Source organism: Anaerobutyricum hallii, assembly GCF_900209925.1.
Classification (GTDB): Bacteria; Bacillota; Clostridia; order Lachnospirales; family Lachnospiraceae; genus Anaerobutyricum; species Anaerobutyricum soehngenii.
In genome coordinates, this window is the sequence record NZ_LT907978.1 from 3,200,629 (window position 1) to 3,215,443 (window position 14,815).

Annotated in this window: 10 protein-coding genes; 3 read left to right on the forward strand and 7 right to left on the reverse strand. The window is 39.4% G+C overall.

The features are described from left to right. Positions 1–110 precede the first annotated feature (110 nt). The 4 genes from EHLA_RS14520 to ileS form a co-directional block, all read right to left on the reverse strand. Complete coding sequence (locus tag EHLA_RS14520) at positions 111–1,346, reverse strand: PocR ligand-binding domain-containing protein (RefSeq protein WP_162290868.1); 1,236 nt, start codon at positions 1,344–1,346, stop codon at positions 111–113. A gap of 48 nt (positions 1,347–1,394) precedes the next feature. After that, entirely contained in the window at positions 1,395–2,057 is a 663-nt protein-coding gene (locus EHLA_RS14525) for a cobalamin B12-binding domain-containing protein (protein ID WP_162290869.1), read from the reverse strand. Between the two features lie 289 nt (positions 2,058–2,346). Beyond that, on the reverse strand, positions 2,347–4,782 hold the full coding sequence (locus tag EHLA_RS14530; protein WP_096241307.1) for a glycogen/starch/alpha-glucan phosphorylase: 2,436 nt from the start codon (positions 4,780–4,782) through the stop codon (positions 2,347–2,349). A gap of 181 nt (positions 4,783–4,963) precedes the next feature. Next, a complete protein-coding gene (gene ileS, locus EHLA_RS14535; RefSeq protein WP_096241308.1) occupies positions 4,964–8,122 on the reverse strand; it encodes an isoleucine--tRNA ligase in 3,159 nt (1,052 codons plus the stop codon). Between the two features lie 443 nt (positions 8,123–8,565). Between ileS and EHLA_RS14540 the strand changes: the two genes are divergently transcribed. The 3 genes from EHLA_RS14540 to EHLA_RS14550 all read left to right on the forward strand — a co-directional run bounded on the left by EHLA_RS14540 (position 8,566) and on the right by EHLA_RS14550 (position 11,487). Further along, positions 8,566–9,000: an SH3 domain-containing protein gene (locus tag EHLA_RS14540; protein ID WP_096241309.1), complete on the forward strand. Its 435-nt coding sequence runs from the start codon at positions 8,566–8,568 to the stop codon at positions 8,998–9,000. Positions 9,001–9,005: 5 nt separating this feature from the next. Next, positions 9,006–10,451, forward strand: a complete 1,446-nt coding sequence (locus tag EHLA_RS14545) for a nicotinate phosphoribosyltransferase (protein WP_096241310.1) — start codon at positions 9,006–9,008, stop codon at positions 10,449–10,451. Between the two features lie 394 nt (positions 10,452–10,845). Then, positions 10,846–11,487, forward strand: a complete 642-nt coding sequence (locus EHLA_RS14550; RefSeq protein WP_096241311.1) for a chloramphenicol acetyltransferase — start codon at positions 10,846–10,848, stop codon at positions 11,485–11,487. Between the two features lie 669 nt (positions 11,488–12,156). Here the strand turns inward: EHLA_RS14550 and EHLA_RS14555 are convergent. Genes EHLA_RS14555 through EHLA_RS14565 form a run of 3 tightly spaced genes read right to left on the reverse strand, consistent with a single transcriptional unit; the run spans position 12,157 to position 14,800 of the window. Beyond that, positions 12,157–12,669, reverse strand: coding sequence for a transcription repressor NadR (locus EHLA_RS14555; RefSeq protein ID WP_021906356.1), 513 nt, complete (start codon positions 12,667–12,669; stop codon positions 12,157–12,159). A 25-nt stretch (positions 12,670–12,694) separates the two neighbouring features. Continuing rightward, positions 12,695–13,546, reverse strand: a complete 852-nt coding sequence (gene nadC, locus EHLA_RS14560) for a carboxylating nicotinate-nucleotide diphosphorylase (protein ID WP_096241312.1) — start codon at positions 13,544–13,546, stop codon at positions 12,695–12,697. Positions 13,547–13,594: 48 nt separating this feature from the next. After that, entirely contained in the window at positions 13,595–14,800 is a 1,206-nt protein-coding gene (locus EHLA_RS14565; protein WP_096241313.1) for an L-aspartate oxidase, read from the reverse strand. Positions 14,801–14,815: the final 15 nt, after the last annotated feature.

Consider the following 14,815-nt stretch of genomic DNA (forward strand, 5'->3'; position numbering starts at 1 on the left):
GCCTTTCTATTTCTGCTGTTTCTACTATTTTTACTACTTCTACTATTTTTACTATCCCTGTTATTTCTGCTATCATTCTGTAATTCCGCTGTTTCGCCGTTCTATTTTCTTTATTCCTGGATCAACGGCACTTTTATCGTTACCTTCATTCCCATAGAAGGTTTATTCTCACTTTCAATTACGAGAGCATATTCATTTCCAAAGTAATGAAGCAATCTGGAATTAATATTATAAAGTCCAACAGAGCCTTTTTCATTATCTTTATAGGCATCTCCACGCAAAACACTGACGATCTTTGAAGGTGACATTCCATCTCCATTATCAATAATATCAATGCACAAATCTCCATCTTCTTCTCTTCCGTTCACTTCGATCATCCCACCGGAAGCCTTATTCTCTACAGCATACTTGATCGAATTCTCTACCAGAGTAGTCAGGGAAAGAAACGGAAGCTTCACACTGTAATATGCTTCTGATATATTAATTGAATACTGCAGCCGGCTTCCCAGTCTTATCTTCTGAATCTTAAGATAATTCTGCACATGTGTCAGCTCATCTCGAAGTGAACTCAACGGGTCTCTGCTCTTTCTTAAAATGTAACGCATCATATCTGCAAATGCATATACGACATCTTCTGTCATCTTTGCATTTTCAAAAAATGCAAGTCTTCCTATCGTGTTCAGCACATTAAAAAGAAAATGCGGGTTAATCTGATAATGCAGTGCTTTTAACTCGATATCCCGAAGAGACTTCTCCATCTCTATACGAAGCTTCTCTTCTTTCATGAGCTTATAATCCTTTTCACGAAGTTCTGCATTTACCTTATTCGCATATTCTCTCTCCACAGAATAATTATAGCTGTCACAGATAATCTGTGCTACAGCCTCAATCTTCTCCACAGATACCTCTTTTACCTGGCTGTAGAGTTCAACCAGTTCCTGATTGTCCTTCCAATCCTCACTCTGTGTCGTAATCTTCTTTAAATCTGCAAAATCTGTACTGGTAACCTGTCCGGCAAGAAAGGCTCCCACATACTGTCCCTTTATCATAATAGGAATTGCAAAATCAATTAGTCCTGCATGACATATATATACATATGCTCTGCCAATCCTTCTTGCTTTCCGTCCTCCGCAGGCATCACAGTAGTAACACTTTTCACGAAATGCATCCAGCTCACGAAGCCTTTTACAAAAAGGTGTAAAATTACTCTGCTTTGTAATCGGTGTTCCGTTACAGTCTACCGTTACAAAAGCCAGGTCTGTCGCTTTTGCCCAGTTATCCTGCAGAGTTTGAAGTTCTTTTACATCTACTACGTCCTCAATATAGATATTATTCTTTTCCGTCAACGCTTTGTCCTCCAAACATCAGTATGATCCAACCTAACTGGTCAGAAATCAACGCTTTTTCTTCTTTCTATCCTTCTTTGTCAGATAACGACAGGCCTTCTCTGCGCAGTTACATGCATCCTCCGTATAACAGTCTGCTCCAATTTCTTTCGCCTGTTTCTCTGTAAGGAAATAACCGCCCACCATAAAGTAAAACTGATTCCGAATACCTTTCATCTCAAACTCTTCAACAACAGCTCTCATATCCTCTTCAGAATGAGGCATAATACCGCTTAAACATACAATCTGAGCATGACTTCCCACTGCCTCCTCAAGAAATCTTCTTGGTGAAACATCCACGCCCAGATCAATCACTCTTATATTCTTACTCTCCATCATAATCTTTACAAGATTCTTTCCGATGTCATGTAAGTCCCCTTTTACTGTTCCTATTATAACTGTCCCAATTTCTTTTTTGGCACGTCCCACACTATAATGCCGCAGAGTAGAAACACCTCTGTCCAGTGCCCTGGTAACGCTCAAAATCTCCGGTACTCCGACCTCTTCTTTTCGAAACTTCTCTGCTACTTGTTCCATTCCGGACAAAAAACCTTCCTCCAGAATTGTTTGCGGATTTGTTCCTTCTTCTAATGCCATTTTTACCAAATCTGAGACTCTTTTTCCCTGTCCCCTTTTCAGGGAATCAATAATTTCATCTATTGTTGCTCCCATCTTTCCCTCCAAAAATCTATCAGAGTGTTCCATGGGTTTATTTTATACTTTTTACACCTAAAAAGCAAATTATTATCGTATTTTTTGCAAAATACTTTTTTAAAATATAAAATTTAACTAATTTATTCTAGTAATCAATAAATTTTTTTATTCAAACAGGCAATAAAAACGGTAAAAAAAGGAATCGGGGAAATTTTAGGCAAAAAAAGAACCCCAAGAAAGAAAAAATCCCAATATTTGTAATCTTAGGATATTTTCTTTCTTAGGGTTCGTCTGTTTATTTAATAAATTACAGTGTCACTTTTTCAAGATGCCACATCTCTTTTGCGTACTCTTCAATCGTACGGTCAGAGGAGAACTTACCTGCGGATGCTGTCTGGAGCATTGCTGTTCTAGCCCAGTGCTGTTCATCGCGGTAAGCGGCGTCGATTCTGTTATGAGCTTCTTTGTAAGAATCGAAGTCTAACAGTGTGAAGTAAGTGTCTTTCTCAAGGAGTGCGTCGTAAAGTGCTCTGAACAGTTCTGGGTTCTCTGGTGAGTAGAATCCATTTACTAACTGTGTAAGTACCTGACGAACGTCCTGGTTGTTGTTGTATACATCTCTTGGATTGTAGTTTCCGTTTTTCTCATATTCCATTACCTGCTCTGCAGATAAACCGAAGATAAATGCGTTATCTTTACCAACTTCTTCTACAATCTCAACGTTAGCTCCATCCATTGTTCCTAATGTGAGAGCACCGTTTAACATGAACTTCATGTTACCTGTTCCTGATGCTTCTTTGGAAGCTGTGGAAATCTGTTCGCTGACATCGGCTGCTGCAAAGATAAGCTCCGCGTTAGATACGCGGTAATCTTCAATGAATACAACTTTGATCTTTCCGTTGATGGATGGATCGTTATTAATCTTGTCTGCTACTGCATTAATCAACTTGATTGTAAGCTTTGCTGTGTAGTAACCAGCTGCTGCTTTTGCTCCAAAGATAAATGTTCTTGGAACAATATCCATATCCGGATGTGCTTTTAATTCGTTATAAAGATACATTACATGAAGAATGTTCATTAACTGACGTTTGTATTCATGTAATCTCTTAACCTGACAGTCAAAGATGGAACGTGGGTCTACATCTATTCCGTTATGTTCTTTGATGTACTTCGCAAGGCGTACTTTGTTCTGGTATTTGATGTTCATGAATTCCTGCTGGCACTTTTCATCATCTACATATACTTTTAAATGTTTAAGATGATCTAAGTTAGTGATCCAGTCATCACCAATCTTATCTGTTACCCAGCTTGCCAGTAATGGGTTACCATGAAGAAGGAATCTTCTCTGTGTAATACCATTTGTCTTGTTGTTGAACTTCTCAGGCATCATCTCATAGAAATCTCTTAACTCACGTTTCTTAAGGATTTCTGTATGAAGACGGGCAACACCGTTTACGGAATAACTTCCTGCGATTGCAAGATGAGCCATTCTTACCTGTCCATCATAGAGGATCGCCATCTTGCGGATCTTCTCCTGATCTCCAGGATATTTGTTCTGGATTTCAATTACGAAGCGGCGGTTAATCTCTTCTACGATCTGGTAAACTCGTGGAAGTAATCTTGAGAAAAGCTCAATAGGCCACTTTTCAAGAGCTTCTGCCATGATGGTATGGTTTGTATAAGCACAAGTCTTTCTTGTAACTTCCCATGCCTCATCCCACTCTAAACCTTCTTCGTCAACGAGAATTCTCATTAACTCTGCTACTGCTACAGTAGGATGTGTATCATTCAGCTGGAATGTTACTTTCTCGTGGAACTTACGGATATCGTCATGTGTCTGTTTATACTTTGCAACTGCGCGCTGAACAGATGCAGAAATGAAGAAATACTGCTGTTTCAGACGAAGTTCTTTACCTGCCATATGATTATCGTTTGGATATAATACTTCACAGATTGTTCTTGCAAGATTCTCCTGCTCAACTGCTTTTTCGTACTCACCCTTATCGAAAGAATCTAAGTTAAAGTTATTGATTGCTTCTGCATCCCAGATACGAAGTGTGTTTACGATATGGTTGCCATAACCTACGATTGGCATATCATATGGTACGGCACGTACACTCTGATATCCCTTCTGAACGAACTTCTGTCTTCCATTATGCATCTCAACGTCTACATAACCGCCAAACTTAACTTCTACAGCATACTCATCTCTCTTGATTTCAAAAGGATTTCCGTATTTAAGCCAGTTATCCGGTACTTCTACCTGATAGCCGTTCTCAATCTTTTGTTTGAACATACCATAACGGTAACGGATTCCACATCCGTAAGCCGGGTATCCAAGTGTGGCAAGAGAGTCAAGGAAACAGGCTGCTAAACGTCCAAGACCACCATTACCAAGAGCTGCATCCGGCTCCTGATCTTCAATAAGGTTCATGTCAAGTCCTAATTCCTCTAATGTTTCTCTTACTTCATCATAGCAAAGAAGGTTAATCATGTTGTTTCCAAGAGCTCTTCCCATAAGGAACTCCATGGACATGTAATAAACCATTTTCTTGTCCTGCTTTTCGTATGCTTTGTGTGTCTCGATCCAGTTGTCAATAATGTCGTCTTTTACTGAGTAGGCAACAGCCTGGTAAATCTGCTGTGTTGTTGCCTCGTCAAGATTACGACGAAACAGCATACGGACATTGGACTCTAATTCTTTTTTGAACTTTTCTTTGTCGAAAGTATCCTTTTTAATCAATGAACTGATCCTCCTAAATTATCTCGTGCAATCCCGGAATCTTTTTCGTGCCTGCTTTCGTGAGAAGATTTTTATCAGTCAGCCTCAGATTTTGAGACATACACAGTACATACGCCGCAAAATCTGAGTGCCGCTGGTCAAAAACCGATTGCTAAAAACAAGTGTTTAAAAGGTTTTAAGATTACATTTTTTTCTCGACACCTAATCTTACTTTTTCTCCATTAATATCCCATTCCTTGGAATATCCACCTTCTGCGTCTACACGCATATCGTCTGCCAATACATCATTCTTAATCTCATCAGCGTATTTGGTCATGATTTCTTTAATCTTATCATTTCCATCTTCGTATACAGTAATGTGGTCTGTCACTTCAAAGCCGGCTTCTTTTCTCATTGTCTGTACTTTACTGATGATTTCTCTTACAAATCCCTCTTCCAAAAGTGCCGGTGTCAGATTCGTGTCGAGTACTACGGTAACTCCATGATCTGTCTGTGAAACATATCCTTCTTTCTGTGACATATCAATTAATAATTCTTCCGGCAATAACTTGATTTTATCATCGTTTAACTCTATTGTCAAAAAGCCATTTGCGTCTAATTCTTTTTTAGCCGCACTTCCGTTAAGGTTTGCTAAAATATTACGGATTTTTCCTAAATCTTTACCGTATTTTGGTCCAAGAATACGCATCTGTGGCTTAAATGTATAATCGGTAAGATCAGATACATCTTCTTTAAAGATAACATCTTTTACATTAAGCTCACCTTCGATAATCTGCTTGTAGTAGTCTGTTAAGGCGGCTTCGCCATTTACAAACATCTGTCCGATTGGCTGACGATTCTTAATTCCTGAAGCATTACGTGCTGCACGTCCAAGAACAACAATATCAAGAACCTCACCCATATCTCTCTCAAGTTTTTCGTCGATCATCGCTTCATCTACAGCAGGGAAGTCACATAAATGAATACTTTCCGGTGCATCTGGATTTACGCTCTTTACGAGGTTCTGGTAAATATCTTCTGTCATAAACGGAATCATTGGTGCAGATGCTTTAATAAACGTAACAAGTGCTGTATACAGAGTCATGTAAGCATTGATCTTATCCTGCTCCATTCCTTTTGCCCAGAAACGCTGACGGGAACGACGTACATACCAGTTACTCATGTCATCAACAAATGCCTGTAATGCCTTTGTTGTTTCTGGAATCTTGTAGTTTGCAAGACACTCATCCACTGTTTTTACGCAGGAATTCAGTCTTGATAATAACCATTTATCCATAACAGACAACTTATCATACTCTAAGCTGTACTTTGTAGGGTCAAATTCATCGATATTGGCATAAAGTACATAGAATGCATACGTATTCCATAAAGTACCCATGAATTTACGCTGTCCCTCTGTTACCGCATCTGCGTGGAAACGGTTTGGCAGCCAAGGTGCACTGTTTGAGTAGAAGTACCAGCGGATTGCATCTGCTCCATGCTGCTCTAATGCATCAAACGGATCTACGGCATTTCCTTTACTCTTACTCATCTTCTGTCCATTTTCATCCTGTACGTGACCAAGAACGATTACATTCTTATATGGAGCCTTGTTAAATAACAGTGTGGACTCTGCAAGTAAGGAATAGAACCATCCTCTTGTCTGATCTACTGCCTCAGAAATGAACTGTGCAGGGAACTGCTGCTCAAAAAGTTCTTTATTTTCAAATGGATAATGGTGCTGTGCAAAAGGCATTGCTCCTGAATCAAACCAGCAGTCAATAACTTCTGGTACTCTCTTCATTGGCTTGCCACAATCAGGACAAGTCAGAGTGATCGCATCAATATATGGTCTGTGAAGCTCTACTGTACGTGCTTCTGGATTTCCGCTCTTTTCTTCTAATTCCTGACGGCTTCCGATACACTCCATCTTTCCACAGCCTTCACACTGCCATACGTTTAATGGTGTTCCCCAGTAACGGTTACGGGAAATACCCCAATCCTGAATATTATTTAACCAGTCACCAAATCTACCTTCACCAATGCTCTTTGGAATCCAGTTGATTGTATTATTATTACGGATCAGGTCATCTTTTACTGCTGTCATCTTGATGAACCAGGATTCTCTTGCGTAGTAGATCAGTGGTGTATCACATCTCCAGCAGAAAGGATAATCATGCTCGAATTTAGGCGCATCAAAAAGAAGACCTTCTTTATCTAAGTCAACAAGAACCTTCGGATCAGCATCTTTTACAAATAATCCGGCATAAGGTGTATCTTCTGTCATATTACCTTTTCCGTCTACAAACTGAACAAATGGAAGGTCGTACTTTCTTCCAACCTGTGCATCGTCCTCACCAAATGCAGGAGCGATGTGTACGATACCTGTACCGTCTGACATAGTTACATAATCTGCACATGTTACAAAATGTGCTTTCTTATGCTGTTTTTCCGCAGCCTTTGCAGCCCCTTCAAATAATGGCTTATATTCTTTATATTCAAGGTCCGTACCCTTATATGTTTCAAGAACCTCATAAGCTGGTGTTTCCTCTGTTCCAAGTCCACCAAGAACCTTATCTAGTAATTCTTTTGCCATGTAATAAACATAACCGTCTGCAGCCTTTACTTTACAGTAAGTCTCTTCAGGGTTTACACAAAGAGCTACGTTACTTGGAAGTGTCCAAGGTGTTGTTGTCCATGCAAGGAAATAGGCATCCTCACCAACAACTTTAAAACGAACAACTGCGGAACGTTCCTTTACAGCCTTATATCCCTGTGCTACTTCGTGAGAAGATAAAGGTGTTCCACAACGAGGGCAGTAAGGTACGATCTTAAATCCTTTATAAAGAAGGCCCTTATCCCAGATTGTCTTTAAAGCCCACCACTCAGACTCAATAAAGTCATCGTTGTATGTTACGTATGGATTATCCATATCAGCCCAGAAACCAACTGTCTTTGAGAAATCTTCCCACATTCCTTTGTATTTCCAGACAGATTCCTTACACTGGCGGATAAATGGGTCTAAACCATACTCTTCGATCTGTTCCTTTCCGTCAAGACCAAGAAGCTTCTCTACTTCAAGCTCTACAGGAAGTCCATGGGTATCCCATCCGGCCTTTCTTGGAACCATATATCCCTTCATTGTACGGTAACGAGGAATCATATCCTTAATAACACGAGTTAAAACATGTCCGATATGAGGCTTACCATTCGCTGTTGGCGGTCCGTCATAGAAAGTGTAAACAGGGTCACCTTCTCTTGTTTCGATACTTTTCTTAAAAATATCATGATCTTTCCAAAACTGTGCAGTTTCTTTTTCTCTCTCTACAAAATTGAGATTCGTGGATACTTTTTTGTACACGACGTTTCCTCCTTAATCTAATGTCTTCAACTTAAATTTAAACATTTTTATAGAATTAAATAAATTTTTATTATTATGCCCGATGTGCAGACCAAACTTTCTGGCAAAAGAAAAAGCTTCCATCCCCAGTAAAAGGATGAAAGCCTGAACTATCATTATACCACCTGTACATACTGACATATGCTTCTCTGTTAACGGTGAGATTCCGTCACTGCTTACTGTAACTCTTCAGCAGTGCAACTCAGGAGTGATATTCAGATATTCTCTACTGACAACGGGTTCCCACTATCTCCGTCTCACTGAAGCGTTCAAAAATTCTTACTGTCTCCATCAACGTTTTTATCACAGATAATCATATACTAGGCAGAATAAATTGTCAACAAATTTTCTTTCATTTTACATTATATTATGCTACAATACTCCTTAATTAGAAAGGAGTTCCTATGTTTAAAAAACTGATTGTATCTTTTCTTTGTTCGATTGTTGTTGCATGCACCGTCTTTGGCGGATTTTGCCTGCTTTATTTTGCCATTCCAAGCCAGAAGGCAAAGGCGTCTATTTCCCTGCCTTCTACCGTAGAAGATAGCGAGAATGCAGCGGAATCTACTACAGAAGATACTGATTCCGAGAATAAGAATGTTTATGTGGCTGATGTATACCAGTCTCTCACTCTTCGTTCCGAAGCCAGTGCAGACTCTGATGCAATTACTGATCTTGAACCGATGACACATCTTGAAGTTCTTGAATTTACTGCCGGCACAAATTATGCATATGTTGAAGTCTTAAGCGGAGAAAAAAAGAGCTACAAAGGCTATGTAAACAGCGATTATATTACTAAATTAGGAGAACCAACCGTTCGTATTGGAACAGAGGAGTAAGAATTATGTTTTCTAACAATTTAACTATGATGACCGACCTGTATGAGCTCACTATGATGCAGGGATATTTTTTTGAAGGCAACAATGATACCGTTGTCTTTGATGTTTTTTATCGTAAAAATCCATCCGGCAGTGCCTATGCCATTGCCTGTGGACTCGATCAGGTAATTGATTATATAAAGAATCTGTCATTTTCTTATGAAGATATTGATTATTTAAGAGGACTCGGCATTTTTAAAGAAGATTTTCTTTCCTATCTTGCCGGTTTTCATTTTAGCGGAGATATTTACGCAATCCCTGAAGGAAGCGTTGTATTTCCTAAAGAACCACTTGTCAAAGTTATCGCTCCTATCATGGAAGCACAGCTTGTCGAAACAGCGATTTTAAATATTATCAACCACCAGAGTCTCATCGCAACAAAGGCTTCTCGTGTTGACTATGCTGCTGGCGGTGGTGTCATGGAATTTGGTCTTCGTCGTGCACAGGGACCAGATGCCGGAACACTCGGTGCAAGAGCTGCCGTTATCGGCGGATGTACCGGAACTTCCAACGTACTCGCCGGAGAACTTTACGGCATTCCTGTACAGGGAACACATGCCCACAGCTGGATTATGAGCTTTCCGGATGAGCTTACTGCCTTCCGCACTTACGCAAAGATGTATCCGGATGCCTGCATCCTTTTAGTAGATACTTACGACACCTTAAAGTCTGGTGTTCCACATGCAATCGAAGTATTTAAAGAGATGCGTGATGCAGGAATCACATCCAAACTCATGGGAATCCGTTTAGACAGCGGCGATATCGCCTATCTGTCCAAAAAGGCCCGCAAAATGTTAGATGATGCAGGATTTACAAATGCGATCATTTCCGCTTCCAGCGACCTTGACGAATACCTGATCAACAGTTTAAAAACACAGGGCTGTACGGTAACTTCATGGGGTGTCGGTACCAACCTTATCACTTCATCAGATAACCCGGCCTTTGGTGGTGTATACAAACTTGCCGCTATTAAAAAGCCTGGTGACAAAGAATTTACCGCCAAGATCAAGATTTCCGAAAATCCGGAAAAGATCACAAACCCAGGCAACAAAACAATCTATCGTATTTATGATAAAGAAAGCAGTAAGATTAAGGCTGACTTAATCTGCCTCGTCGGTGAAACATTTGACCCTTCAGAAGATTTGAAGATTTTTGATCCGATCTCCACCTGGAAAAAGTCCATTCTTCCAGCCGGCAGCTATCAGATCCGCGAAATGCTCGTTCCAATATTCTTAAACGGACAGTGCGTCTACTCCTCTCCTACTGTTATGGACATCAAAGCATACTGCCAGCAGGAACTGAATACACTGTGGGATGAGAACAGAAGACTGATGAACCCTCAGACCGTATATGTGGACCTTTCACAGAAACTGTTTGATCTGAAACACAAGTTATTAGGAGACGAAAAATAAATACTAATTTGTAGATTTCGTATAGACGAAAAAAGAAACCATACCCTATCCCATCTGCTCTATAGTCGCTGTGTTTAAAATGCTCGTCCGCATCTTAAACACGCTCCCAAGCCGCATCTGGGATAGGGTATGGTTTCTTTTTTCTGACTATTCTAAATCCACAGTTGGTGAGAATGGGGATTCTCCAGAAGTGAGTATATTTTTGCTGAATTGTATACATTCTTCTAAAGAAAAATTTATAGAATATTTAAAATATAGGGAAAGGGTTCCTGCTATATAATTAATAGTCAAAAAAGAAAAAACATTGTATAATAAATATATCTTAAGAGTAAGTATTGTATAACATTTTTTAGTTTATCAACCAGAAAATATAACACATGGAGGAGGGTTACATATGACGGGCTGCAAAAAAATTGATATGGATACCTGGGCACGCAGGGAACATTACGAATACTATACTAAACAATTAAAAGTTGAATACAATATTACCGCTAATGTTGATGTGAAAAATGTATTGGATTTTTGTCATTCAAAAGGTTACAAATTTTACCCTGCTATGATTTATCTTGTTACTAAGACATTAAACCGCATCGAGAATTTTAAAATGTTTAAAGATAAATATGGATACCTTTGTGCCTGGGACAAAATCATTCCGAATTATACCATTTTTCATAATGATGACCATACTTTTTCTGATTGCTGGACAGATTTTTCCGAAGATTTTGATACATTTTATCCAAATATTCTAAAAGATATGGCTACTGCCGCAACGAAAAAAGGGATTAAAGCAAAAGAAGGACAACCTGCTAATTTTTACTGTATATCCTGCACGCCATGGACAACATTTACCGGTTATGGCAGCAGAGTCTCTAATGGCGAACCTTCTTTTTTCCCAATTGTATTGATGGGAAAGTATACGCAGCATGGCGGAAAGGTGTTGATGCCTGTTAATATCACAATTGCTCACGCGGTAGCAGATGGTTATCATGTAGGATTATTCTTTCAATATCTTCAGGAAGAAATTAATAACTACTAATTTGCTGGGGACACAGACGCCGCTTTAGTAGAAGATATTGAGCTGAATTGTAGTATGTCTTCTAAAGAAAAAAGAATGGTTATAAGTTTGATTTTGTTCCGTTGCGCTAAGCATTCCATTCTGCCCAGAAAAACAGGAACTTGGGAAAAACGAATCCCAAGTTCCTGTTTTTCTGGGCAGAATTCCATAGCGCAAAGTCACAAAATGCAATACTTATAACCATTCTTTTTTCTTTACCATAGTTTCCTTACAATTCAGCATAAAAGTTTATTTCAGCGACTGACTGTTTTTGATAACAAAGAACAAATTAGTGATTTCTGTTGGAAAGAGAAGGGGATTCTCCAGAAGATTATGAGAGTTAACCAGAGAAAAATTCTCCATAAGGTAGGAGTAGGTAAATTAACTAAGTTGTAGGATGAGATTAGACAGCCGCTATAATAGAACTTCTTGCTGAATTGCAAGGAAACTACAACCAGTAATCTTCAGATTTCTCTCCCATCTCTCCAAAGACTATTGCATTCATTCCATGTGAAGCCAAAACACAGAAAAAAGAAATAATACTCTATCCCAGATGCGGCTTGGGAGCGTGTTTAAGATGCGGATGAGCATCTTAAACACAGCGACTACAGAGCAGATGGGATATGGTATTATTTCTTTTTTCGTCTGTTTTCATACTTCTGTAATTAAGTATCCTTTTTCTTCAAGTGTTTTTTCAATCAAATCGAGTGTTTTTTCGGAATCTGCTTCTACTGTATGGTAATGGTAGTTAGATGTGATGTTTTTAAGAGGGCTTGACTTGCCGTTCTTAATATCATCGATAAATGCCTTTACTTTTAATCGGGAAGAAATGCCAAGTGGGGCTTCCATATGACCGTATACCCGGTGATTGACCATTACGTTTACAACAGTGCCGCCTAAATCCACAATCGAGTAAAGTTCATCTTCTGTCTGGGCATCTGTGTGACTGACTTTAAATACTCTTGTAATTGCATGCGGAGCATTCAAAATGTATCCACGGTTGGTAGAGATAATGTCATAACCTGCGGTACGAAGCAGAGCGATATCCTGCACGATTACCTGACGGCTGACATCATAAAGCTGTGCCAGAGTCTTACCGGAAATTGGTGAAGTGCTGCTTTTTATTGTATTAATTAATTCTTCTCTTCGTTTCGAACCAGTCATTGTGTATCATTTTCCCTTTCATTAATTACAGAGCGTGAAGATTCTTCAGTGAAATATCAAGAACAGGTGCGGAATGAGTCAGCGCACCACTTGATATATAGTCTACTCCAAGAGAAGTCAGATGGTCAATATTTTCTTTTGTTACATTACCAGAACATTCTGTTTGAGCACGTCCGTCAATAATACGAATCGCTTCTTTCATTTCCTCAACAGACATGTTGTCAAGCATGATAATATCCGCACCAGCTTCTACTGCTTCTTTTACCATTTCAAGATTTTCAACTTCAACTTCTATCTTACGTACAAATGGAGCATATTCCTTTGCCATCTGCACAGCCTTTGCTACGCTGCCTGCTGCACCGATATGGTTGTCCTTTAAAAGAACCCCATCGGAAAGATTATAGCGGTGATTAAATCCGCCGCCGGCACGAACAGCATATTTTTCAAAAATACGCATGTTAGGGGTTGTCTTTCTTGTATCTAAAAGCTTTGTCTTTGTTCCTTTTAAAAGAGCAGAAACCGTATGTGTGTAAGTGGCGATTCCACTCATACGCTGAAGATAGTTCAGTGCAACACGTTCACCGGATAAAAGCACACGAATATCTCCGGTAACTGTTCCCATGAGCTGTCCCTTCTTTACGGCATCCCCATCTTTACAGAGAAATTCTGTCTTTGTGTTCTCATCTAATAATTCAAATACTCTTTTAAATACATCCAGTCCGGCAACAATACCATCCTGCTTACAGATGAGCTGTACTTCACCTTCTACAGCCTCTTTCATAACAGAGTTGGTTGTAACATCCTCGCTGGAAATGTCTTCCTGCAGAGCGAGACGAATCAATTCGTCTGCCTGAAGTTTCATGGAAATTGTATTCATAGGTAGTTTCCTTTCTATATAAATAATACATAAATTTATACGATAAGTTTATACAGCTGCAGATTCACTGAAGTCTACAGGTTTAACGGTCTGTTCTAAACCACAGATCTTACGTGCGGCTCTTTTTGCAAAGACAAGACTTTCAAGAAGAGAGTTACTTGCCAGACGATTCGCTCCATGTACACCATTACAACTTGTCTCACCAACAGCATAAAGATGGTCCATAGAAGTCTTGCTGTCACTGTCTACCCAGATACCACCCATAAAATAATGCTGTGCAGGGACAACCGGTATCCACTCTTTTAATACATCATATCCCTCTTCCAGACATCTCTGATAAATATTAGGGAAATGATTGAGAATCGTCTCTTTATCAATATGTTCCATAGAAAGCCAGACATGATTGGTTCCGTCTTTTTCCATCTGTGCCTTGATTGCTTTCGTAACAACATCACGTGGAAGAAGCTCATTTACAAAACGTTCTCCGTTCTTATTATAGAGAACCGCACCTTCTCCACGTACCGATTCAGAAATCAAAAATCTTCTTCCCGGTTCTTTGGAATAAAGAGTGGTAGGATGAATCTGAACATAGTCAAGATGCTCTAAACGAATCCCATGCTTCTTAGAAATGTCTAACGCATCTCCTGTCAGATGAGGGAAGTTTGTGGAGTGCTTATAACATCCACCGATACCACCGCTTGCAAAAATCGTATCCTCAGCATGGATGTGCATGATCTCGCCATCCTTTGTCTTAGCGATAATACCTGCACAATGTCCGTCCTGTACAATAATATCTGTCATGGTCGTATATTCATAAATCGTTACATTCGAAAGCTTTTTCACCTGTGCAAGAAGCTTGCTCGTAATCTCCTGTCCTGTGATATCCTCGTGAAAAAGAATTCTCGGTCTGGAATGTGCCCCTTCTCTTGTATAAAGAAGTTTATCACCGTCATGAGCAAAATCAACACCATAACCAATCAGGTCATGAATAATCTCCTGAGAACTGCGAATCATAATGTCAACTGATTCTTTACGGTTCTCGTAATGCCCTGCCTTCATCGTATCTTCAAAATAGTTGTCATAATCATTCTCATCTGTTAAAACACAGATACCGCCCTGTGCAAGAAAAGAATCACTGCTCTCTAAATCTGATTTGGTAATCATAATAATATTTTTATCTTTTGGAAGATTTAACGCAGAAAATGCACCGGCTACACCTGTACCGACTATTACTACATCTGTCCTAAAATCCATTGCTGTTTACCTCCT